This window comes from Paenibacillus kyungheensis (assembly GCF_028606985.1).
Classification (GTDB): domain Bacteria; phylum Bacillota; class Bacilli; order Paenibacillales; family Paenibacillaceae; genus Saccharibacillus; species Saccharibacillus kyungheensis.
In genome coordinates, this window is sequence record NZ_CP117416.1 from 977,674 (window position 1) to 1,004,047 (window position 26,374).

Sequence of the window (26,374 nt, forward strand, 5' to 3'; positions counted from 1 at the left end):
ACAGCCCGAATAATCCTAGCATCACCACAAATAACACAAACGGAAAAATTGCTCCCCACGCCATAATGATCCTCCTTACATGGTTGCTTTTATACTTTATTTCATTTTATAGTAAAATAAGTAAAAAGATAAGTGTATATTCTAATAGAAATACATAGAATATGCAGTAAGGAGGTTATATGATGTCAGATGTATCTGGTTTGGTATTAGTCATACTTGTTAATGTGATGGTGTACGGATTAGCGATCTGGGGAATCGTACATATGATCTACAAAGGCGTCAAACATCCCGCCCAAACGCTTATGTTCTTGTCGATGATCTTTTGTGTAGTTATCTTTATAGCAAGTATGATACAGAAAATCATGTATCGCGATTGGACGATAGATTTAGGTACATTAGCGCCATTGATGGGGTTGTTTGCGGTTTATATAGTGAGTCGTAGAGAGAATCGCGTAGAGTTGAAATGAAACAAAAAGGAAGTGATCCCGTAAAGAGATCACTTTCTTTTTATTTATTATTTTAATTGAAAAGTAACCATAGATAAAATAGGTTCATTCGTATAAAAATCTAAGTATTGTTCCTGACCAATTGCACTAGCAGTTTTCCTATCTTTTATATTTCTAATCGTTGCTCTTATTGTGTTATTTATATTAAAAAAATGGATGTTCATTTGAAAAGTATGACGAAAGAGTACATAGTAATTTCTGTTTTATTCATTGTTGAACTATTCTGGCTTAATGGCATAGCTGAAATGACTACTTCTCCGAGTCGCAACAACGGTAATGGGAATGTCGCTTATTTATTTTGGCCACCTGTTATACTATTAGGACTCTATTTGTGTATACATATGTATTTATTTTATTTGTGAACAATCGATTGGGCAATAAAAAATGCTGTGAGATTATTGATCATATCGGCAATCATTACTAGTATATCCATCGTGGCAGAAATAGTATGGGTACGTCATATGTTAAGGTCTCTTAATGCTATGCAACAAGTTAGCGCAGAGCATACAAATACGATCTATTTGAACATATGGACTTTATTAATTGCTCTTGGATTGAGTAGTATGTTGGCTTAGATCGTGGAGAAAAAGTAGAAGTATTTTTAAATCTTAATATATAAATAAAACCAAGTTACCATCATGATAGGTAGCTTGGTTTATTTGCTTTTATCAAAGAAACTAAATATAAAACATAAATTTGTTTCTTCTAAGCATTGAACATCCGTTCGTATTAATGTAAAATCAAATAGCAAAGTACAATATTACGTACGTAATAGGAGAATATGCTGATGAACTTTAATTATACATTTCCTGCTTTAAGAGGTAAACAGGCTGGTAAAGAATTTTATACAGTTATGTGTCCGATGCGTCTGATTCCTAGAATTTTTCTTTTTGATGAAGAAGAGATTCCAGTTGAACACCGGGCACAACGTGTAATGAATCGATCCAGAATTCCAGATATCACAAATTATATTCTTGAGAATCCTAAGGAATACATATTTTCTTCATTAACTGCATCTGTAGATGGAGAAATGGTATTTCAAGAACACTCTAAGGATTTGAAAGACATAGGATATCTTACGATCTCTCTTGATTCTAAATTCTTAATTAATGATGGTCAACATCGTAGAGCAGCTATAGAAGAAGCATTGAAAATCTCACCTGAACTAGGAGAAGAAACAATCTCAGTAGTTTTCTTTCATGATTTAGGTTTGACTCGTTCTCAGCAAATGTTTTCTGATCTAAATCGGCATGCTGTAAATACAACTTCTTCTATTGGAATTTTGTATGATCATCGGGATCAACTTTCTTTAATTACAAAAGGATTACTACAAGATATCCCTTTACTGGAACGATATACAGATAGAGAAAAAGTGTCTTTATCTAAGAACTCACCTAAATTATTCGCTCTAAATCATATTTTTAATACAAATTGTCGTCTACTAGGTAAACGAAAAGGCGAAATTATTTCTGAACAGGAAAAAGAGTTTGTACAGAAGTTTTGGATTCTATTATGTGATACGATAACGGAATGGCAAGATGTATTAGATAAAAAAGTATCACCTAGAGATCTTAGAATTAATTCTATCATTGCTCATGGTGTGTTTTTAGAAGCTATAGGTATCGTCGGACATTATCTTTATTTCTATCATGCAGATGAATGGGAATCTTATATCAAAAAGCTTAAAAAGGTAGATTGGAGTCGCGAAAATAAGCAAGACTGGTTAGGTCGTGCCTATGGACAGACAGGAAGAATTAATAAAACAAACGAGACCGTTCAATTAACGGCAAATCTTATAAAGTCTAAAATAGGCTTACCTTTAACAGAACAAGAACAGAAAATAGAAAATAAGATTACGTAAAGGAGGCTTCTCTACATGGAACTTAATATATTTAATACAGGAAGCAAATTTGTAGAAGCCAAAGAATTAGTAAAAGAAATGTATCTTGAAGATGAAAGACCTTGGGTTGTTGGATTTAGTGGAGGAAAAGATTCCACAGCAGTTGTACAAATTGTTTTTCAAGCGTTACAAGAGTTAGAACCTTCTCAACTTCATAAAAAAGTATATGTTATTTCTTCAGATACTCAAGTAGAAACACCACTTATTATTGATAAAATAACTAGAACTTTAGGACGTATTGAGAAGAAAGCTTTAGAGATCGGTTTACCATTTGAGACACAAAAAGTTCGTCCAAAAGCAGAGCAAACTTTCTGGTCTTCTATTATTGGTAAAGGTTATCCAACTCCAAGGCAGAAGTTCAGATGGTGTACAGATCGTTTGAAGATCGAACCAGCTAATCGCTTTATTTTAGATAAAGTAGATCAATTTGGTGAAGTAGTTATGTTATTAGGTGTACGTGATTCGGAGAGTGCAACACGTGCAGCGGTTATGCAATCTCATACTATTGAAGGAAAGAAATTAATGAAGCATTCTACTTTAAGAAATGCTTTTGTATTTGCACCTATCCGTAGCTTCAGTGTAGATGATGTATGGGAGTTTTTGCTACAATATGAATCTCCATGGGGAGATGACAACAATGAGCTCTTACAGCTTTATCAGGACTCTAGTAGTGAATGCCCATTAGTTGTAGATAAAGAAGTGAAAGAGAGTGCAGGGTCTTGTGGTAATAGTCGATTTGGATGCTGGACATGTACAGTTGTTACAGAGGATAAAGCTTTAAGTGGGTTTATTAACAATGGTGTAGATTGGTTACGTCCATTATATGATTTTAGAAACTTTTTAGTAGAAGTACGTGAAGATCGCTCCAAAAGACAAAAACGTCGTATGAATGGTGAAGTTTATTTAACAACTAATCTCGGTGGGATTGATCCACAGGATTTAAGTTATCCAAGAATTTATAAATCAGAAATTAAAGAATATATTGATACCAATAATATTAATTTAGCAACGATTGAAGATCTTGATATTTTAGTGATTGATGAAGATGACAATAATACTCCTAAACGTTTCGGAGTTGGACCATTTACATTAGATGCAAGAGAAGAAATATTAAGAAAATTGTTACGTACACAAAAAGAAATTAGAGAACTTCATGATCCAACTATCGAATTAATTACAGTTGAAGAATTAAAAGCTATTCGCAAATACTGGCATGATGATTTGCAATGGGAAGATCGCTTACCTCAGATTGTAGAAGAGGAAACTGGCGAAGTATATGATTGGCAACAAGATGATCGTCCTGTTTTCAAAGAAGATCAATTGACTGATCTAGAAACGTTATGTCAAGAAGAAGGCGTTAATCTTAGCTTGCTTAAAAAATTAATTTCAGTTGAAAAAGATTATTCTGGTGTGAAAATTAGACGTGGTTTATTCCAAGCATTTGATAAAACGTTAAAACAAGATTTCTTACATTTATAAAAGGTGGATTAAGTACTCAATGCAGATTAATAAACTGGTTCTTCGTAATATTGGTGCTTACGGAGACCTAAATACTTTTGATTTCCGAACAAATTCTAAAAAGAATGTGGTATTACTAGGTGGGAAAAATGGTGCAGGTAAAACAACAATTTTAGAATCTATACGTATAGCCTTGTTTGGCTCAATGGCATATGGATTTGTGACAGACAATGAACCTTATTTTCGGAAAATAAGATCATTATTGAACCGAAAAGCTGTACAAGCTAACGGAAATGATTTTCAAATTGCACTTAACTATATATCGACAGAAGAATTTCAGCCTAACGAATACTCGTTAGTTCGGAGCTGGAGATTAAAAGATCAAAAAATAAGGGAATACTTTTCTGTTCAAAAGAATGGGCAACATTTAAATGCTCAAGAAATATCTGATTTTCAAAATAGATTACGTGAAGAGATGCCTCCTCGATTATTTGAGTTATGTCTATTTGATGGAGAAGATATCTCGCGCATTGTCTCAGAAGAACGAATTCCTGAATATTTGAGAGAATCTGGTAAAATTTTATTTAACCTAGATCTTTTTATGAATTTAGAAAAAGATTTACAAACGTATAGAATTCAATATGCTCAGAAAAATGCAGATGCAGCTAAAGAAATTGAAGAACAAGAACGTTTGGAAAAAGAAATTAATGATTTAAAGGTAGTTTTAAATGAAAAAGAAATTTCTATTGTAGAATATGAAGAAGAAGTGAATCGTTTAGAAGATTCAATCAAACAAGATAAAAAAGATTTTGAAGTTCATGGAGGATTAGTTCAAGAAAAAAGAAATGAACTGATGAATCGTATTAATGTAATTGAAAATGAACGTAAAACCAATTCTGATCAAGTTAGAAGTTTTATTAATACTTTACTACCTTTTCATATTGCCCGTAAGCAATTAGAAGAAGTAAACCAACAATTAATTGCTGAGAAAAATTACGAATCCTATGAATTTGTGATGACTACTTTAGAAAAGAAGAAGTTGAATCAATTAATTCAAACTATGAATCCATCTAAAGACTTGCTCTCATCTCAAGGCGATGCACCTTTATTAGATGTAGATGAATTATACAATGGTATACTCGAAATTTTAAAACCAGATAATATTCATCTCTTGCATCGTGCATCTTTTGCACAACGCAGTGAAATTCATAATTTGTTTAATCGTATTATGGCTATAGATATTAATAGTTATATTACTCTATTTGATAAAAATGCTAGCTTACTAGAGGAAGCACAAAAGCTACGTAAAGCTGTAGAACGTAATGATCAATCTAGTGAATTCAAAGAGATATTAAATAACATTGAAAGTAAAACAAAAGAAGCAGAGCAATTTAAACTGTTACTTGAGCAACAGACATATGATATTCAACTATTAAGAGAGAATATACAAAGTAAAGTTTTAGCATCAAGTAAAATCACAGATAAAATTCGTGAATTCCATAAAGCTGAAAACTCATTTGCAATGACAGAAAAACTCCTTACTGTAAGTCGTAAATTTAGAGAACGACAATGGCGTAAAAAGTTAGATGATGTATCTAATGAAGCTACCAAATTGATTAATATTTTATTCCGTAAAAAATCATATATTGAAAGAATGCACATTAATCATTCTTCTTTTGAGTTAAATCTATATGATAAGCAAAAACAAGAGATCACTAAAGAACGTTTATCTGCTGGTGAGAAAGAAATGCTTATGCTTACCGTTATTCTATCGATGTTCAAAGTATCCGGTTGGAAATTACCATTTGTATTTGATACATTGCTAGGAAGACTGGATCAAGATCATAAGAAAGCATTAATTCAACATTTTATTCCGCGATGTGGTGATCAAGTGCTTATCTTTACAACAGATTCAGAAATTGGTGTAGATCAATTCGAATATATCAAAGATATTACTTCAACTTACTATACATTAGAGTTCAATGAAATCTTAGATCAAGCTGAAATTGTTAAAGGTCGCTATTTCAATATTAATAAGGAGAATAGCGCTATATGAACTTTACATTAAAAACATCCAAATATGCTAAAGAAATACTAACTCAATTACATTCTTCTACAGGAATAACACCTAACCTACTTATACGTTATGCTGTAGCTCTTTCTCTAAAAAATAATAAGTCTGATGTAGAGATTCAGCCAATTGTAAAAGATTTTACAGATGGATTAGTATTGAATCGTAATACGGTCACAGGTGAACATGATTATGTATTCCGAGCAATGATTACACAAGCAGCAGGAAAAGAACTTACAGATGAACAATACTTTCCGGGATATTTTAATGCTCATTTGGAAAGAGGTATTCGTTCTCTAGCTGCTGAGTACAAAAGTGCAGGCAATTACGAACGTTTTGTTCGTGCATTGCTACTCTAATGAAAGTAGTGATCTTGAATGCTTTATTTAGATAATAGTGCTACCACTAAAATTCATCCAGAAGTACTTGAAGCGATGATGCCATACTTGCAAGAAGAGTATGGTAATCCTTCAAGTAAATTTTATTCATTAGCAGAAAATGCGAAAAAAGCAGTAGCTATAGCTCGTCAACAAGTAGCAGACTTAGTAGGTTGTGACTCAGATGAAGTGATTTTTACAAGTGGAGCAACTGAGAGTAATAATATGATCATTAAAGGTATCGCTGATTACTACGGTAGAGAAGACCAAGGTAATAAGAATATGTTAACTTCGAAAGCTGAACATCCTTCTGTAATTGAAACGTTTGAATTTCTTGGAGAACGTGGATATGAAGTGACTTATATGGATGTAGATCAATATGCGCGGGTAGATGTAGAAGCAATAAAAAAAGTAGCTGATCAAAATCAGCCATTATTAACTTCTATCATGTGGGGAAATAACGAAATTGGTTCTTTAAATCCTATACAAGAACTTTCTCAGATTTTTGAGGAAAACAAACTCTTTTTCCATACAGATGCTACCCAAGTAGTAGGCAAAGTACCGATCAATCTAAAAGAATTAAAAGGAATTCGCTTTCTGTCTCTATCTGCTCATAAGATGGGTGGACCAAAAGGGATTGGAGCAGTAATCATAAGAAAGCAATCTAAAGAAATATATACTCGTTTAACTCCACTCCTGCATGGAGGAGGACAAGAGAATAATTATAGAAGCGGTACGTTGGCTGTTCATAATATTGTTGGATTAGGGAAGGCTGCTGAGCGAGCAGCGATTAACCTTGAGAGTAATGTTCAGCGATTAAAAGAGTTGGAAAATTATTTGACTGATATTTTTAAAAATAATCTAAAAGATAAAATTAAGTTTAATAGTGATGAGAAGGATAAAATTCCAGGATTAGTTAGTTTACAATTTATTGGAGTTAATAATGAGTTGCTTATTAAAAAATTATCTGATTATACTGCTTTGTCTTCTGGATCAGCTTGTAGTTCAAGTAAGCCTAGTCATGTATTAAATGCAACAGGAAAGAGTCTAGAAGAAGTAAGACAAACTATAAGGATAACTTTAAGTCCAGAACTATCAAAAGATAGTTTGGAATTTTTTACGAGAATCAAATGAATAAATACTATAAATCAAAATAATCACGTTATATTTATTAGATTTTTAAGGTATTATTAAGTTTGAGTTTTGAGGTTATATCAATTACTCAAACTTAATATTTACTCTAAACTAAATAATAATAAAAAATCAAGCTTCAATATCTTTATAATTAGGAAAATATCGATAGTGTTTTTCATACAAATTAATTTGTGAAATAGGTATATCATGATTATTGAGTTGCTTTTTAATGGGCATTTTAGAATCTAAATATTTTAATTCTTTATAAGTAAGAATAGGTATTTTAATGTCATAAGGAGTATTGTCATTAGATACAAAGTTTAAATTATTAAAATTGCAATCGTTGAATTTTTTGCTGTCTTTAGATTTGAATATAACTCCACCAACAGTAAGCATCCGAGCACTACGAGAATTTTCTTGATAATGAATATTAATTAATTGTTCATATTTTATTTTATCCTCTTTTTTTAAGCCTCTATTCCTATCTACAATTGAACTATTAATTTCCTCATTTATTATAGTTCTATATAATTTTGCAAGAGACCAACCTTCAATTTGATTTGGTTTTTTTATTTCTTCTGTTAATTTACCTTCCAATTGTTCATCTAAAATAGCTTTTCTATCATCGAAATCAGTTGCTCGTCCTTTTAAACTTCCGTTACAAGATATTAAAAGGATACTACCAGATGATAGATTTTTAATGAGATATTCAATGCATAAGAGCATATCAAGGTTTAAAGAAGTATCAAAATCTAGCCAAACTATACTTTGTGTGTTCCACTTTAACGTTGGTAAAATGCTTAGAGCATCTCCAAATTTTAATTCTATGAAGCGAAAAGGTAGATTGAGTTTAAATCTTTTTTGGTTTTCTATTTCATTCTCAATGCTAATCATAGTTTTAAAACCTAATAGTCTATGAAATAAAATAAAATCACTAAAATAAATTGATCCTAATCCTACATATCTGTAGTTATTTATTGGAGCAAATATGTTTAATCTAGAGAAAAGTTCTCCTAACATTTTTCTCTCTATAGCTTTTGCTGGTCTTAATGAATAGTCGATTTTTTCATAGCTTGCAGGCACTATTCTTCACCATCCATTTCCAAATAATAGTTAAATGTATAAGCACCTATATCTTTCAAAGTAGAGATTCCTGTCAATTCTTGTGCTTTCTCAATCTTATCTATTGACATAAGATAAGAAATTCTTCTTTCTTTAGGAGTATTTTTATTTAAACTAGGTAGTTTTGGACTTATGTTTAATATATTAAAATTGACTTGTTCAATTTTAATTGCAGAACTAGAATTTATAAATTCTTTTATTGAATCATTACCATCTTCACTTTGTGAGGCAACATCTCTTAAATATTTAGTTAAACTTTTCATCATTATCATCATTTGAGTCCTTGCAAATCTAAAAGCATCATTTTCAACATCTATTCCTGTTTTAGTAGTAGTCCATGGTAATAATAAAGCATCGGTTGATTCAAAAAAAACATATCCTCTAAACCAAGCAACATCATTATGATATAAAGAGTGATTATCTCCCCACCCTGTAATAAAAGATTTATCTGCTGCTAATATTAGTCTATCATTGCAAAATATATACCAGCCAGATCGACTAGGCTCTCGTTTTCCTAATCCAACGATGATCTTGATATTTACGTTTTGATAAACTTTTTCAAAATACGCAGGCTTAATTATCTCATTATCTATAATCTCAAAGATATCATTTTTTATTTTAGCTCCATTAATGTTTATCTTTAAACCTTTATCTAATTTTCTACCAACTTTACTTTTAATTTCTTCAATTAATTGTTTTTCAAAACTTGGTAAATCAAATTGTTCTTCATTGTGTAAACTTTTCACTATGACTTCTGTTCCTGTAATCTCAAGAGGATTATTAATGTTTATATTAGTTTCTTTAAATGAGAATTTCCATTCAGGATCTTTACGCCATTCTTTTACATCAACTGAAAAGTTAAAACTTGACTCTCTAGAAATGGAATGAATTTGAAAAAAGTCACCTAATCTAAAGAGTGCTCTTTTCATTCCAACTCCAAATCTACCTATACTTTGGATTTCATTATCAGTATATTGTTCAGGTCTACCGAATCTGAAAGCATATTCTTTTGCAGTTTTTACACTTATACCGCCACAATTATCTTTTATAGAAAATTGATCCTTATCGAATAATAAATCAATTTGGTATCCTTCGTAATTTTCCGAATTAGTTTCTCTTAATAATTTTGTTGCACCGTCTATAGAATTATCTACTAGTTCTGTGATGGCACTAACTACTGGAATATCTCTAGTAAGCATTGTAATAAAAAAATCTTTAGAAGGGGAAGCATCTATATCTTTTCTCATTTCGGTTTTATCTCCTATTCTATTCAAATCAAAGAAAGAATTATTTAACTATTAACTTTAATATATCTGGAATTTCTTCATGATCCTCAAACCAGACAATTCGTATACCGAACTCTGCAAATAAACGTTCTCTTGAAAAATGAAAATCTTCTAAAAAAGAATTTAATAATTCTTTACTGATTTGGTTTTTTAATTTTTTTAAATCTTCGCTCACATCTTCTAGATCTAAACGTTGCATCAAAGCATAATGTTTTACCTTTTTTAAATTTCTGCGGGCAGCTATATCTAGAATTCTTCTCATATTAGGATCATTCATAGAAAGTCCTATAAATAAGCATATATTCTCTTTTAAAACATGCATCTGCGTAATATTTGACCAGGAATAGGCATCAGTATATACAGTATGATAAGCTTGCTCACTGAAAACAATTAAGTTATCAGAAGATTCATCAAATTCAGAATTATGCTGTGGTAAATAGCCATGAACATGAAAAACTGGTAATAGTACTGGATTTATCTCATCATCTTCTTTAAAAACTGTCATGAAATCTACTGGTACTCTACTTAGGTGTTGTTCTAACAAATCATCGTAATTAAAAGTTACAACAGATCGAATTCTATATTTCCCACGATGATTACATAACTTAGCTAACCAAGATAACGTTTCTGATGTAAAAGTTCTTTTTCTACTATTTTTACCATAAAGAGCATGGCGAATATGTTTTGCTAAACTTACGTGAGAATTAATTGTTGATTCTAAGAAAAAAGCATTTATAATTGGAGATTCGTCGCGCAAACTTGCAAGCAAATTAGACATTACTTTTTTATCATCTTTATTAACTATTTCGCTACTCAACTTTCCACCAAATTTTCTATTATGCATTTGTTCGATTACAGCATCGTTTAGCTTCTCTAAAAGAGCATTCCAAGTAGGAAATCCTGCTGATGTCGAAACACCAGCTCCAAGAAATAAAGATAACTGATCTCTTTGAAATGCATTTTTTATTTGCATAATGTAATCTTGTCGCGCCATTTTCCAATTAGGTTGTATTGTTTCTTTAGGAACTACAAGAGATTGGGCTTGCTGATTAATTAAAGTATATTTATTGCCTTGTTGTAAAAAGAATTTTTTTTCAGATGCCTGTACGCCAGCATATCCTTTCATGTGCCTACGAATAGCTTGTGTTAAAACTCCAATTTCATTTTGTGTATTAAAACTATACCATCCATTTTTTTTAACTATTTCTAAAATTTCTAAAGGTGTTGAAGGAGTATTTAATTCTTTTAAAGCAAGAATTGCTGCATCATATATTTTCAAATTCGTTCTCCTGTTTGCAATAATGTAATTAATATTAATAGGTAATTATGAATTTAATTCCCAAAAAGCCTTATCTTTCATCCAAACGAGTTGTTCTGAGCCATTTTTCACAATACTATAATGCTTTTCCAAAGACTTGATCCTATTCATAATGTTCTCTTCTTCAGCTTTACTCTGAGTACTGAATACCATACGAATCTCTTTGGTAGACATCTCAGCTACGCTATGCACAATCCATGTACGAATATAATTTGCGTAGTCATTATCTGATGTAGAGAAATGATTCATAAATTGAGTAGAGAGGATTGTACCTACTCCATACTCGCGACCTTCTTTTAAGATTTTCTTAATAGAGGTAAAGTTTTTACTCAAGAAATTATCAGCTTCATCAACCAGAATCATTTTTGTGATTTCGCGATACGTTCCATCAATTGTACTATGTCCTTGCATTTGCATTTGATTATAAAATACATCAAGCGTAATAGAGACCACTAAGTTCTGGATACTTTCACTAAATCCAGACAGATCAATTACAGTAATACCATCAATCATGTCAAATAATGAAATTGTTTTATCAGCATCAGGTTCAAATACTTCTGTCTCATATAATTCTTGTAAAGCTGCGTAAAGACTATCTACTTTTGTATCCTCTTTTTCTACAAACAGATCATATACATCACTTAATGTAGGTGCAGGTTTCTCCCAAGTAGTTGCATCTTTACGTACAATACCTTTTTTAGCGTAGGCTTCCATAATAATGCCTTTAAGGATAATGGACTGAACTTGCCCTAGACCAAATGAATTTGAAATTGTATCTGTAAGGGAACCACTTGTATGAACAGGTAATAATGGTTTGATTGGTTTAGTTACATACAAGGATAATGGATTATATGGCAGATGATAAAGATCATATACCTTAGCATTTGTAGCTTCAGTGAACTCTGGCTTAATATAATCTCCTTTATAATCAAAGATTAAAATACCGATCGGTGTACTATTAACATTATCTTTACTATTGCGTGATAATTGTGTAATAAGAGATTTAGTGAACTGAGTTTTGCCTGTTCCCATGGTTCCTATAATGCCTGTATTGGTATGAAGAACTTTGTCTGTAGTTGTAGGATACCATTTGATTTCTTCATTATTTTGAGCATTATGACCAAATAATATCTCTAATGGTTTCTGCTCTGTTTCATTTAAATCTACGGTATTAGAACTTTCCATGTTTAAATTTGCTGAGATAATTTGATCAACTTGTAATTGAGCACTTACTGCTGTAATAATTTTTTCTCTCGAAGAAAGAATATCTTTATCAAATTCATCTGTATTTTGAGATCCCTCAAATGAATATAAATTGGATAATAACTGATTTGAAGGGATATCTCCATAATCACTTTGAATATGATTTTTGATATCTTCTACACTTCTAACAATAAGATCGTATCCACTCTTTTCAGGATAGTTGAAGATCATAACATTTTCAGAATGCTCAATGTCGGTAAAGACTACATCTTTTTTGAAAGAGATAACAGCTCCATCACCAATATATTTATTAAGTGTAGTAGAGATCTGATAATCATCATTAAGCAATCTACCTCTACATTCACTATCCGTAATGGTTTTCCAATACTGCTCTGGCCAAATAGAGTATAGATTCATTTTTTCAGCACTAGAAATAGCTAGTTGTATAAAAAAATTACGGTATAATTTAGCAGTAAAATTATCTTCTGTTGTTAAAAATTCGATTAGCAAGTTCTTTGTTTCTATAACTTGACTAATTGCTTTTTCTTGTACATTGTTTGAGTTATTTCCAATCTTCACTTCAATAGGATAGTAATGAACAAATAATTGTTCATCTTGTTGTTCTATACCAATCAGTAATAGGTCATCGCTGTAAGAACCAAATCGACCTAGGTTTCTAGCTGAAAATAAACCTTCTGATTGTCTAAGACCTGTTCCACCAGAAATTCTTAAAATTTCTTCCATAGATATTGGAATCCAAATAATATCACGATGAGCAAAAGCAGCTAATGCTAATTTTACCGCAGATAAAATACTTATTTTTTCTCTAGGAAATTGATTTTTTTGTGCTAATAGACGTAATAACCAGTTGCCATTAATAGCATTAAAGAAATTGATGATAGGTGGTAAAGTATCAGGATCAATTTCGATCGTATGTGATCTTAAAAATTCTTCGATTAGGCGTTGATATTGTTTAGAGCGTCTAGTCACTGTAATCGCATCAAATCCGCTTGAGGAAGTATATTGATCACTATAATGGATAACAAGTAATTCTTTCTGCATATCATTGTTTTTAAAGAAGCTTAGATCGACTTTAGGTTCAATGAATGTCACCCAATGTGCAGAATCATATATTAAATCTAACTTTTGTTTATGAGTTGCAGAAATAGCAGTTACAATATTCATATTTTCTTGATAGTTATCTAATGTACGAGCTACACGTAATAAAGAATTTAACTTAGGCACTAATTTTAATAATGGTGCGTCTGATGTTTGATAGTATTTCATACCAAATCCTGTTTTATAATCTTCATTAATAAATATAGAAGGGATACCAGAAACTAAGCCAAATAGAGATACACCACTAATAATTTCAGAAGCATTACTTGTAGCTATTTGTTCGATTTTACTCATTTGATAAAAAGTAATATGACTATATTCATATTGATCTGTATTTACATCTTGAGAGTAAAATTTAACTTGATCTCTAAAAATATTTAGTAATTCCTCTGAATGATATCCTTCTAAATCTAATTTTAAATTAAAATTTTTGGCGATCTCGTCAGCATCTGAATATTGAGACATTTCTTCAAAAGAATTATTAATACCTTTTTCAGCATAGATATGAATTTCAATAGGTAATAAATCTTTTTTCTCAATATTCTTTTTTAACTGACGTTTGTAGTATTCAAATAGTCCTTGAAGAATCTCTTGACAATCTCCCATGTTAATTGTATTAATTTTCAAGGGAGCTCTATAGTCCAAATCAAATAGATAAGAGAAATGTTCTGTAAACTCTTCAACTTTTTCTTGTACTAACTTACTTACAAAAAACTTAGATGACTCAAATCGTGGTAGACTTTGATCAATATAAGTTGTCCATTCTAAAGAATCACTTTGTTCTACAGCTTTGTATAATTTAGAAGAATTAAACGATACATAAGGCAACAGATTAGTTGGACGCAGTGAACGAAGTAGTTCGTCATTAATCACTTCTGAACCTAATAGATCGTGTAGCTGAAGTTGGTAAGCTAAGTTTAAAGGATGGAGTGGAGTATATAACCACTCAGGTTCTTTTAAGCCTTTACGAATAGTTCCAATGAGTACTAAATCTCTTTGGGTTTGTTCTAGAGATTGACCATTATTTAATTTTTCTAATTCTTGTAAATAAATAGAAATGTACTTTTTCGCTAATTCAAGATATTCTTCATCAAAATAAGCCAAGCTAGGTAATAATTGATTATTTCTAAAATAACGTAAAAGATTGTAATATGCTTCTTTTAGATTATCAGTAATTGTAATAGTTTCAGGTACTAATTCTCCAGCTTCTTCTATAAAATAAAGTTGATTATCTACTATCAATTTCAGTTCTCGATCTAAACTCTTTTTAAATTCCCCTTGCGCATAAGTTTCGCGAGTGCCTTGTATAATTTTCATTTTATCGTTTTCAATTCGGTAGATAAAATGTTCTTGTTTCTCACGTTTTAATTTCCAAACATTGAATCCACCAATAGGTACAGGACGTTCAACTACATCTTGTACAGCAAAAGGAATTTCAGTGTTTAAAAGTTTGATAGAGAAGTAAATAAGTTCTTCTTCATTTGAATTTTCTATATTTTTAGAAATAACCAGTTCATCCGATTCACTTAGTTCAAACTGATTTTGTTCAGAATCTTCGTTCAGATTCACATGTACAACTTTTTCAGCATCTTTATTAAAAATCCATTGTTCATCATCTGAATTAATTAGGATTCGAGAACCTTTAGATTTAGCTGATTTGGATAAATGCACCGTATATGAGGTTTGGATCGATTGTAAGAATTTTTCTGATGACTCTACAACAGCAATTTTAAATTCATATGCAGGCGAAACGTCAGTTTTATACTTTATACCAAAAAAGCTTGTTTCACCTGGTTCATGATGTAACTGGATTTTTAGTTTTTTTCCTGCTTGTTCAGCATTTATTTTTTGTTTAATTATATCTTCAATATATTTACTTTTTATAAAATCATTGAATAGAAATTCAATATTAATAGTACTAAGCTTTTTTGGGTTGAATATAATAATATTTCTTTTGCGTTCTTTACTTTTAGTTCCACCTTCTGATTTTTCCCAATAAGTTAGACTTTCAAAAGTTAATTTCTTAGTAGATTCTAAATATTGTAATTCTTTATCCTTTAATTTTTTTTGATTAGAATAATGAACTATACCAAAATCAGTATCATACCATTCTAATAAAGAGAGAGTTCTTACCCCAACATCATCAAAGCGTCGCTCCAAACTAGTATCAAGAGAACCATATTGATGAGCCATTTCAACATCGTTAAATAAAGATTGATTTTCTTTTAACCGTTCTTTGACTTGTTTATCCGTCATAGGAGTATTAAATAATTCAGAATCATAAAACAATCCAAAATCTTTGTAGTCAGTAGATTCCATTTTTTGATTATTTAGAACAGTAAGAACTTTCTCATAATCAAATAGAGTTACTTGTTCGTGTAGTCCTTGTTGTGCTTTATTATTAGACATACTAAAATTCAGTACTAATTTTTCCTCTTTAGAAAGACTAGAATCATCCATTAAATGATGTAAATTTTTTTCGATAGAATTGATATGAAAAGGCATTCCTTCTTTAGAAAAAGAAGTCATTCCTTGAACCAAACTATCTAAATTAGAGTTGTGGATAAGTAACATTGCTTTGTCTGAAAAAGGTTCTTCGTTTATTCCTACTTTGTTACGAAGAGTAGTCAAAAAATCAGGGGTGACCTCATCAATATTAGATGCTATTAAAACTTGTGTTGAGTTATTCACTAAGCATATAGATTGGTAAAAACCATCTTCTGTATGCATTAAGAATGGTTCAATATAATCTAATAATTTAACTTGTTCCACAAGTGCCTGTACTTGTTCAGAACGTTCAAATTGAATATGGTATTTTTCTCCTGGCTGTATATCAATATGATTAAAGAATCTTTGAATTTGTTTTGCTAAATAATTATAAAAATGCTTTGACATATATTGCATCCCCACTATCACTTTTTTTCTCTAACAAGTTTAATTTTTCAAAATAATCGACAATAGCTTCTTGAGTATCACGGTCAAAAATAATACCTCTAATTTCAAATTCAATAAATAAATTTTTAAGTCTAATTTTTGATTCATCTTTAATTATGAGTTTAGTTAAAAATAACAGATAATCTGTATCTAAAATCAACATTTTTCCTGATCTTCCCCGTGATTTTAAAAATGTCTTTTGACAGAAGTTAACAAACCATTGTTTATACTTATTATAAGGTCCAGATCTCGCTTCGACGAATTGATGATCAATCATATTAAATAGCAAATAAAGTGTATTTAGTACAGGTAAATCATATGGTTCAGAAATGGTTCCTAATAGTTCCCATTTACTATCGTGTGACAATTTTTCTTTATATTCTTCAATTAAAGTAATAATTTGATCATTAAGTATATCTTGTTCTTCTGAAGACATTGAATAAATTTCCTCAGCAATCTTTTGATACGAAAATATGACTGAATCTTGTTCAGCGTGCGAGTCCTCATTAGACATAGTGAAATTAAGCATTTTCAAAAAGTTAATATGTGTGAAAGTTTGATCAATTAAACTCTCCAAATTTTTCCAACCATACTCATAACTGATTCTTGTTTTAGATAACCGCTCTTCATTTTCAAAAGTAAAGTATACAGGACGTATGTTTTTTTCTATAGGTTTGAATAATGATTCGTTTCTAATAGAAAATTGAGTGATGTAGAAAAAATAATAATAAGCAATCAATTGGTCGACTTGAGTAGTAAACAATTCATTTTTACTTATAAGCCATTTAAAATCTTGTCTAAATAATTTGGATATATCAGGTAACATGGATATATAACTTTTATTTTTGATTTCACTATTAGTTAATTGGGGTAACGCTTTAAATAAAAGCTTACTCATAACATCTGAATATTCTTGTTGATCTGATTCAATTATCCAAGCATTTTCTGAATCCCATAAAATGTTATAAAGAAAAATAGCTAAGCGTTTATTCTCATTCCCTTTAGTATGGATATAATACAAAGTTTGGGGGTGGAATAAATAAAGTTGATTATTCTCGTCCAAAAATAAGGTTTTGATTATTTGTTTAAACTCACTGCGTTGATTTATATCTTGAAAAGTAATGGAATCTACTACTTTGTTAATAAGTTGATCAGTATCAACAACTTCTAATACTTTCTTTTTTCCAACTAATCGAATAAACTCACCAGTTACTTCTCTTAAATTATAATGATTATCTTTAAAGTTAGTATTATAAGGAAGAAATTCTAATTCTGTCTTTGGATTATGTTTGATAGAAGTATCAAATTTAAAGTTTTTTTTGATAGCTTCTATATTCAGTTGATATACCATGCACTCACATCTCCATGAAAGAGTATTTATCAAACGTTTTATCGTACTTCAAAACATAACGAGTAGATTTACCAAATTGTTTACTTTCAAAAATAATTTCTTCACTTTGATTACTTGAACTACTAAGGTTATCGATAAATTCTACAAATTTGATAAATTGAAATTTATCTTTTTTATTGGGACGATAGCCATTTTTAATACGAATCAATAGTGCATATAATGAAAAATCAATATCTATAGAAGGAATAGAAGCTTCATCTATATAATGAGTATTTTTAGTTTTAAAATTCAAGGTTAACATCGGTAAAAACTTATATAAATCTTTTTCTGGATTTATATCATTTTTTTTAATATAAGGTTCAATATCTAATTTTTGTAATGCATAATATTGCGTTTGAGGTTGTCCAATCTGCACATAAATTAAAGCAGAACTACCTTCACCATTCCATTTGTAAATTGCTTGACTTACTTCTTCACGATATAGTTGAGATAGTTTACTAATATCTTTTTTATTCCAATAAAATAGATAGCGCATAAATTCTTGATACGTATTATCTTTAAAAGAATCATGAATTTCGTTCGGAATAAGATAATAAAGATATACAAACAATTTAGTTAAAATTTGTTTGAACTTTTGATCTTTATCTAATTGATTTCTCCAAGGCGAATTAGGAATTAATGATCTTGCAAAATAAGGTAACTGGTTGATAGTAATATGTTTTTCGAATAATTCTGAACCATCTTTACAAGATTTAAATTCGATCAAATAATCATCTAATTTTTCTGTTCTCAAACGTGTTGGATTGATTTGATGAATGGCTTGATGAATTGGAGAAGCATCAAATTTTTCAAATAATTGAAAAGGTAATAAACAAGTTGTATACGTTCTGAAATCTTGATTATTAACGATGTCTAAAATTTGTGTATGATTTAGGTTTTCCATAGAAGATGGAACTAAAATATTATATACAAAATCGAGTAAAGCACGTGTAGATATGATCAATTTTTCTTTGACCATAGATTGAATGAGTAGGCTAATAATTTGATCTTGAACATCATCCTGTTGAAATAACTCATAATTTTGAATGATGGGATTTTTAGCAGAAGATTCTTTATCTTCTTGTAGATCATTCAAATAAGCTTGATAAAAAGGATTTGTATCTGTTAGTTGAGTAATCTTTTGAAATAATCCTTTAATGTAATCAGATTTCGGACCTTCTTCAGTAAGCTGGTACATATGATAATCACTAAAATTAATATATTTGAACAAGTGATCGTCTGCGCATAGTTCATCTTCAATGACTGATTCAAGTATCTTCTTCTGGTAGACATACTCACGTAATCGACTAAAGGATTTACCTTCTTCTGAATCAATAAAATTGTTTAATGCACCTAAATTAATAGCTAATACCATATTTTTTGTACTATTTAACTCTAAACCTTCATCAGAAAAAGGATGCAGTACATGTGCTAACGTTTCAATAGACGTTTTACGAGGAGAAAAACTTTCTGTTGCATCATTGTGTAGATAGAATATATTTTCATCATTTAAAAAATCATATTTGTTTTTTAAATAAGAAAGGATATGAGATTTACCATCTCCAACACCGCCACAAACTAGAATAAGTTGAGCAGCAGGAGAAGAATAGGCTTCATTAATATGTTTTTCTAATTCTTCTTCTACTGGTCGTTGAATATGCATGTATTTTTTGAAATCACTAAAATGTTCTAAATTTTCTACAGCTTCTTTTGATGATTGTTTACATCTTTTTAGCATATCAATAAAATGTATTGGAATATTAGTCTCCATTCAGTATCCTCCAAATAGTAATCTTTATTCTTTCTAGATTTTATAATTAAGTATTTAATAGTCATATTAATTTTATATTGGTACTTAGGGCGTAGGTCGCTAGTTGCTACTAACTTTTTTATTGTATCCTTTTTAATTGGAAATGGGAATCCAATTTTATGTGAAATTTTTCTATAGCATACAAAAACATTTGAAAATGAGTAATTGTTCATAATGATTAATTCTATAACTACTTAGATTTGCATTATTTCAGTCTCAATTGTAGTGTGAAAGTGTAATGATTAATTAAAAGATATGACAACTTAGGGAGAATTGCTATGACCTTACCAATAGAGCTTCAAAATATTTTTATACACAAACAAAAATCTTATAAAATGGTCTTAATTCTTGTACTAATAGAAGAAATAAAATCAACACGTTTAAGAGAAGTATCACTAACTAAAATAAAAGAACGTTTTTTAGCTTATTTTCAAGAGCGTGAAGCCAATAATCTACCTGTAGATGCACCGCCTTCACGTATGGCGTTTCGCTGGGCAGATCTGCCACTAAATCGAGTTCAGTATATGATAGATTCTCAGATCGAAGCCCTCTCATCTATTCTCGATCATCCTAACGGCAGTTACACATTAGGCTTCAAGCAAGAGTATTATGATCGGTGGGATCAGTCTGTTCTGGATGAATTGTATCAGTACGCACAGGACGAACTGGATACGTACTACGCACCGCCTCAATCGGATTTTTCTCTCCGCGAAGACTTATTGAACATCATGTCATCGTACACTCAAGCCAAAGCTCAACCGCTTACTGGGCATCCGCTTGCTGAATATGTGCGTAAGACAGTACCAGAACATCTCAAGTCACTACCGTTTATCCATAATCACTTCAAAGTGCAAGGATCGGTAGGGCGGGGGAATTGGGCGACCATTCCGTGGTTAGCAGTAATGTATCCACAGATTACAGATACGATTCAGCGCGGGGTATATGTGGCGTATTTATTTTCTGCTGATATGCAGCATGTGTATTTGACACTGAATCAAGGATTGGGTGAAGCACGTAGTCATCTGGGACGAGCAGAGAGTACAACCTTTCTACAAGAACGTACAAAAGAGATACGTGCGCAGTTACCGGAGAATCGGATGAATCGATCAGATGATATTGAACTTAATGATGGACGATTAGGCGATGATTACCAGACGTCGACGATTGCTTATTTCCACTATGAACGGGAGCATATGCCCGATAATGAACAGTTGATCACCGATCTATGGGATGCGATGGATAGTTATATGTTCTATATCGAGAGTCAGGCGATCACTCCAAATACAGTCTGGACTACAGTTGTACATGATGAAGAGAGTGACGAAGATTTCTCTACACAGATTCGCGATCGGGATGTACAGGAGACACTAAGTAATATCCGCGAATACATCGCCCAACGTGGATTCTACTTCCCAGCCCACTTAATCGACAACTTCTACCTCTCGCTCAAAGCACGTCCGTTTGTTATTCTCGCAGGCATCTCCGGCACAGGGAAGACGCGGTTGATTCGTTTGTTCGCTGAAGCGGTTGGGGCAACTGCGCTGAACGGGCAATTTCGGTTGATTCCTGTACGTCCAGATTGGAGTGATCCGACCGATCTGATCGGGTACAAAGATTTGTCTGGCACCTTCAAGCCAGGCCCGCTCACATCAGTGATTACCGAAGCATCTCAACCGGAGAATCGGAACAAGCCTTATTTTATCTGTCTGGATGAAATGAATCTGGCACGAGTCGAGCATTATTTTAGCGATATTTTGAGTCTATTGGAGACACAATCGTGGCAGGGCAGACATATTGTCACGGATCCAGTGATTCCAGCAGCTACGTTAGAATTGGAAAGCGATCTAGAGCGATATGGGAATCTGGGTATACCGGAAAATGTATATCTGATCGGAACCGTTAATATGGATGAGACGACCTATCCATTTAGCAAAAAGGTGCTCGATCGGGCGAATACGCTGGAATTTAACTCTATTGATCTGATGCAGTTACCCAAGTTGCGTGAGGAGAGCCAGCAGGTGGTAGAAGCTGTACCGGTGGAGCAGTCTTTTTTACGTGCAGATTATTTGCAGTTGATCGATGCTTATGACCATTATGCAGATTTGATCACCCGCACCACTGAGCGATTGGTAACCGTGAACGAGATACTGGAAGATATTCATGCGCATGTAGGATTTCGGATACGAGATGCCGTATGCTTTTATGTGATCTATAATGAACGTTTTGGATTGATGAGTGAAGCAGAAGCGTTTGATCTACAGATCATGCAGAAGATTTTGCAACGTATCCAAGGGAGTCAGTCTGGAGTACGGCGTGTATTGGTGAAGCTGTTACGTCTGTGCTTACAAGATAGTGTACGTATTCCGTCACCGATGGAAGATGATGATGTCTTCTGGGCACAATGGGATCGCGGAAATACACCGCCACAGGCGACCTATCCGCAGACAGCGCATAAGCTGGTGGATATGATTGTGAGGTTAGATGAAGATGGATTCACATCCTACTGGATTTCTTAATCAGAGTACCGAACTGTTAGAAGTGAAGTGTAGTATCGGGACGATCTATATCAAAGGCAAACCGTATCATCCGGTAGTGGAGACATTGCAATTGCATCGCGATCAGGGCGAATGGGTGAATGCGCATCTAATCTGTCGTTCACTCTCGCCTGAGGTGACAATAGACGATATCTCTGTATTTTCACCAACTGCAAATCAATTGATTCGATGGGACGGGACTACACCGTCTTTTCCTTGTTTTTACGAGCAACAGAACTACGAATTTGTGCTGATTAAGTCAGATGATATGCAGTTACCTGTTCAATTTCATCATGATAATCTGGCGATTCGTGAAGCGGTTACGCCTAAGGGTGAGCAGGTCTTATCTGGCATTTTGAATTTTAAAAATGAAGTCGGTTTTACAGAGTTGGAATTGCGTAGCGGAGGACAGCGGTTGATAACGATCGAACTGGAAATTTTCCCGTCCAAGCTGGATTACAAGCAAGATTATATCCAGTTGCTACGTGAAGTGAATGAGCAGGTGTACAATTTATCGTTTGATTTTCTCAAGCGGACATATCAGTCGGTTCGTATTCGAGATACACAGCATCAGAGTTTGAGTGAATTTTTTGCATTGATTACGCATCTTTTTCACCAGATGGAGATTGCGATGGAACGGATTAATCGGCAACCTCATCATAAGCTGGACAAATCTTTAGAACGTAAGCCTGCCTCACGGGTCAAGCGAGGAAGTAATCGCAACAATGCGTATCTTGCAAGACATCCGCAGTATTTAGAACAGGACTCTGTGCATGGATGGTTACCGATAGGAGCAGAACGCTACCAGCCGACCCATTTACTAGATACGATCAAGCATATCTCTTATGATACTGCAGAGAACCGTTTTCTACGCTGGATGTTAGAGCGCATATTGAGCAAGTTACAGCAATTACAAGAACAGTATAGCCAGTTAACCAGACCGCAGAATTTCCGTAGCCGGGCGTATGATCCTGTGTTTGTAAAGCGTGTTAACCAGATGATCTCGCGGTTAGAGCAGTTATTATCGTTAGAATGGCTACAACAGATTTCACCGATACGGCAAATGAGTACAAGTCTGGTTCTGCAGATGGCGCCAGGATATCGGGAAATGTATCGTTATTATCTTTTGCTTCTCAAAGGGTTATCGATCCAGAGTGATCTATTACGGCTTTCGATGAAAGATATTGCAGAAATCTATGAATACTGGTGCTTTTTGAAATTAAACGAATTGCTGAGTCGTAAATATCCATTAATTAAGCAAAATCTGATCAGGCTCAACCATAGCGGATTATTTGTCACATTAGGTCGAGGGCAACAATCTCGTATGGAATATTTGAATCCGCGTAATAACGAGACATTCGTGCTGTATTATAACAGTCTACCAAGCAAAGAGCTCACTCCGACGTTGCCACAGCGACCGGATAATGTGCTTTCTTTAATGAAAGTAGATGCTGGACAGAAAAAAGAATACAGCTTTATTTTCGATGCCAAATACAAGTTGAACGCCGCTGTAGAAGGTTCACCGTATGCTTCTGCGTACCAATATCCTGGGCCACAGGAAGAAGATATTAACACAATGCATCGTTATCGGGATGCGATTGTACATTCGTCTGCTGGTGAGAAGTATGAACGCAGTATGTTTGGCGCGTATGTATTATTTCCGTATGGAAATGAAGAGCAATTTCGTGAACACCACTTTTACCGTAGTATTCGCAAGTTAAATGTAGGGGCGTTACCTTTTTTGCCGAATGCGACTACGCTGGTGGAACAATTTCTAGATGAATTGATTCAAGATAGCCCGGAAAAAGCCTACGAACGTTCTACAGCACCGCGCGGAACGAAAGCATATTACCAGAACAAATTGCTAGATAAAAATATGCTGGTGGGATCGGTACGTGGACCGGAGCAACTTCAGATTGCACTGGCAGAACAGTTCTATCATGTGCCACTGGCTAACTTTGTGGATACACAGGTGATTACGCAGATAGAGTATGTAGCAATGTGTGAATCTAGACGAAAGTTTGAATCCCTCGGTAGAACGGGTATAAGCTATTATGGCAAAGTAGACAGATGGGATATCGTCAAGCGATCTGATATTACTGAGATTCCTACTAATCCGCAGAAAGCGAATCTTTTATATGTAAAATTCACAGTGACACGTTGGGAAGAACGGACAAGTCCTATTTTACTAGCAGGTCAGGGTATCTATACATTGTTATATACAAGTAAATATATGTTTGATCGTGCAGAAGAATTAGCTGAATTACGATTAGAATCGGAAGCAGATCTAGCCTCATGGCGCGAAAAGCGTAGACAAGGCAAAGTGAAAGTGGAACTTGATAACAATTATGTCGATCTAGCTGAACATGTGCTTGATGTAAGAATAGATGAAGAGTAATGTATTAATCTAATCTTTGCTATATTGAAAAATGTATACAAGTCATCTGCTAATGCTGTAACACTAAGCATGCAGATGACTTTTGTATTGTCTATAAATGTAAGAAAATAGTAAATACCAACGCTTTTCATGAAAATTTAAAAAATAGTGAAAATCTAATGCATCTGTGCAAAAGAAGAAGTATAATTCTTGCAGTTAGCGTTGTATCTGGGTCAGTATAACCAGACTTATAAAGGAGGGAAGGCAGTCTTGAAACGTTTGATTTGGATGGGAAGTTTATTTTATTTATTAATGGGTGCTATCAAAGTGACGGTGGCAGCGATTGTTACCGTATTATTGCCATTGTATGATCGGGATTATACAGATGCTGGAGCACTGATTTTTATAGAATTTGGAGCATCGATTATCGGGATGTTGATTCAACCGTGGTTAGCGAATCGAATATCGAAAAAAACAATGTTACATATAGGCGCAATCGGTGTAGCTATTTGTTATATTTTGATCGCCTTTTTACCACCATGGTCGATCTTAATTGTCGGTATCGCTATTGCAGGATTTCTAGGCGGTATTATTGAATCGGTGATTGCGGCTGTTATTTTGGAAGGATTACAATCCAATGCCGCGATTGCTATGAGTCGCTTAGAGATTGCATTTGGTGTAGGTTCACTATTATTCCCATTAGCGATCGGTATGCTGGTGCGCTCAGGATTATGGAATTATGCGTTGCTTGGCATCGCTGTGTATTGCATCTTTTTATCTTTATTCGTACGATTTAGCCGATTTGAAGGTGTAGAAGCGTTATTTTTGCCACGTCATTTGACCGATCTACCTCATGTCGTTCCAGCAACAGCAGCTTCTTCAGGGCCTGTAGGTGCTGTAGTAGCAGCGGCGGCAACCAATCATCCTTCTGCTCGTCTCAAGCGATTATGGGTCGGTGGCAGTCTGTTATTACCATCGTTTGTTTTTCTATTTTTCTTATACGGAGCAACCGATATCGGGTTAGTGAATTATTTGCCATCGCTGATGTTAGAGACAGGAATGGCAGATGCAGGCACAGCGCCGATCAGTGTTACAGTATTCTGGGCGGCTATGATTGTCGGACGGATGTTTGCCGGTTATGAAGCAGAACGTATCGGTTATCGTCGCTATTTATTTATTCATTGGAGCAGTATGATCGTATTGCTGTCTTTATTTGCACTGAATCGGAATCCGGTAATAAGTTATATTTTGATCGTATTATTAGGTCTGATGTTATCAGGTCTATACGTAGTCACACTGGTCTATATGAAAAAGTTAATGCCCAAAAATATTGCTCGTAATACCAGTATCGTTATGGCTGGTTGTGCGATTGGTGGAGGATTGTTCTCTGTTGTAGCAGGGCGTATGCTAGATACGTTATCTCCTTCTTATGTTCAATGGATGATGGCGATTGTTGCTTTATTCAGTCTGATTACTTATGTATTGTATGCCAAAGAATCGAATATGCAGATCGAACAGACTGAATTGGCACCTACCGAGGGAACGATCAATTCCTAATAAACGAAATATAAAAATGATAAAGCCAGTATAGATGCGGACAATTGCCGTAACTATGCTGGCTTTTTTTCTAATATGTCAATCGTTACCGGTACGATATAAAAATAAGGAAAATCGCGCTAAATAAGATTCATATACCTAACATAAGGTAATACATACTATCACCTATAGTCTGGTATTAATTAGTCATTTTTACACAAAAAACTATATTTCTTGCAAAAGTTACTCTATAATAGGTGAGTGTCCTAAAATAACATAATTTTACATTAATTAAGAAA

Annotated in this window: 15 protein-coding genes; 9 read left to right on the plus strand and 6 right to left on the minus strand. The window is 33.0% G+C overall.

The window, feature by feature from the left end; genetic code table 11:
- The first annotated feature begins 182 nt into the window (after positions 1–182).
- The 6 genes from PQ456_RS04360 (at position 183) to PQ456_RS04385 (ending at position 7,446) form a co-directional block, all read left to right on the plus strand.
- Positions 183–467: a hypothetical protein gene (locus PQ456_RS04360; RefSeq protein ID WP_273615033.1), complete on the plus strand. Its 285-nt coding sequence runs from the start codon at positions 183–185 to the stop codon at positions 465–467.
- Positions 468–1,287: 820 nt separating this feature from the next.
- On the plus strand, positions 1,288–2,367 hold the full coding sequence (dndB, locus tag PQ456_RS04365; RefSeq protein WP_273615034.1) for a DNA sulfur modification protein DndB: 1,080 nt from the start codon (positions 1,288–1,290) through the stop codon (positions 2,365–2,367).
- 15 nt (positions 2,368–2,382) lie between these two features.
- The gene (gene dndC / locus PQ456_RS04370; protein WP_273615035.1) at positions 2,383–3,885 is read left to right on the plus strand and encodes a DNA phosphorothioation system sulfurtransferase DndC; all 1,503 of its coding nucleotides are present in this window, start codon (positions 2,383–2,385) and stop codon (positions 3,883–3,885) included.
- A gap of 19 nt (positions 3,886–3,904) precedes the next feature.
- The gene (gene dndD, locus PQ456_RS04375; protein ID WP_273615036.1) at positions 3,905–5,920 is read left to right on the plus strand and encodes a DNA sulfur modification protein DndD; all 2,016 of its coding nucleotides are present in this window, start codon (positions 3,905–3,907) and stop codon (positions 5,918–5,920) included.
- Complete coding sequence (locus PQ456_RS04380; protein ID WP_273615037.1) at positions 5,917–6,294, plus strand: DndE family protein; 378 nt, start codon at positions 5,917–5,919, stop codon at positions 6,292–6,294. The genes dndD and PQ456_RS04380 overlap by 4 nt, the downstream gene beginning before the upstream one ends.
- Before the next feature lie 18 nt (positions 6,295–6,312).
- Positions 6,313–7,446, plus strand: a complete 1,134-nt coding sequence (locus tag PQ456_RS04385; protein WP_273615038.1) for a cysteine desulfurase family protein — start codon at positions 6,313–6,315, stop codon at positions 7,444–7,446.
- 129 nt (positions 7,447–7,575) lie between these two features.
- Here PQ456_RS04385 and PQ456_RS04390 read toward each other — a convergent pair whose 3' ends face one another.
- The 6 genes from PQ456_RS04390 to dptF are packed head-to-tail and all read right to left on the minus strand — an operon-like array spanning position 7,576 to position 19,589.
- Positions 7,576–8,529 carry an O-methyltransferase gene (locus PQ456_RS04390; protein ID WP_273615039.1) on the minus strand — a complete coding sequence of 318 codons (954 nt, stop codon included), beginning with the start codon at positions 8,527–8,529 and terminating at the stop codon, positions 7,576–7,578.
- Positions 8,529–9,815: an ATP-binding protein gene (locus PQ456_RS04395; protein ID WP_273615040.1), complete on the minus strand. Its 1,287-nt coding sequence runs from the start codon at positions 9,813–9,815 to the stop codon at positions 8,529–8,531. The genes PQ456_RS04390 and PQ456_RS04395 overlap by 1 nt, the downstream gene beginning before the upstream one ends.
- Positions 9,816–9,855: 40 nt before the next feature.
- The gene (locus tag PQ456_RS04400; RefSeq protein ID WP_273615041.1) at positions 9,856–11,133 is read right to left on the minus strand and encodes an SIR2 family protein; all 1,278 of its coding nucleotides are present in this window, start codon (positions 11,131–11,133) and stop codon (positions 9,856–9,858) included.
- A 45-nt stretch (positions 11,134–11,178) separates the two neighbouring features.
- Positions 11,179–16,389: a DNA phosphorothioation-dependent restriction protein DptH gene (gene dptH / locus PQ456_RS04405; RefSeq protein WP_273615042.1), complete on the minus strand. Its 5,211-nt coding sequence runs from the start codon at positions 16,387–16,389 to the stop codon at positions 11,179–11,181.
- Positions 16,370–17,779 carry a DNA phosphorothioation-dependent restriction protein DptG gene (dptG, locus tag PQ456_RS04410; protein WP_273615043.1) on the minus strand — a complete coding sequence of 470 codons (1,410 nt, stop codon included), beginning with the start codon at positions 17,777–17,779 and terminating at the stop codon, positions 16,370–16,372. Before dptG ends, dptH begins: the two co-directional genes overlap by 20 nt.
- 4 nt (positions 17,780–17,783) lie before the next feature.
- On the minus strand, positions 17,784–19,589 hold the full coding sequence (gene dptF, locus PQ456_RS04415) for a DNA phosphorothioation-dependent restriction protein DptF (RefSeq protein ID WP_273615044.1): 1,806 nt from the start codon (positions 19,587–19,589) through the stop codon (positions 17,784–17,786).
- A gap of 317 nt (positions 19,590–19,906) precedes the next feature.
- Here dptF and PQ456_RS04420 point away from each other — a divergent pair, with 317 nt between their 5' ends.
- From PQ456_RS04420 to PQ456_RS04430, 3 genes are all read left to right on the plus strand, one after another.
- Positions 19,907–22,144 carry an McrB family protein gene (locus PQ456_RS04420; RefSeq protein ID WP_273615045.1) on the plus strand — a complete coding sequence of 746 codons (2,238 nt, stop codon included), beginning with the start codon at positions 19,907–19,909 and terminating at the stop codon, positions 22,142–22,144.
- On the plus strand, positions 22,116–24,560 hold the full coding sequence (locus PQ456_RS04425; protein WP_273615046.1) for a restriction endonuclease-like protein: 2,445 nt from the start codon (positions 22,116–22,118) through the stop codon (positions 24,558–24,560). The genes PQ456_RS04420 and PQ456_RS04425 overlap by 29 nt, the downstream gene beginning before the upstream one ends.
- A 249-nt stretch (positions 24,561–24,809) precedes the next feature.
- Positions 24,810–26,096 (plus strand): MFS transporter, encoded by a 1,287-nt coding sequence (locus PQ456_RS04430; RefSeq protein ID WP_273615047.1) that lies wholly within the window; start codon positions 24,810–24,812, stop codon positions 26,094–26,096.
- Positions 26,097–26,374 lie beyond the last annotated feature (278 nt).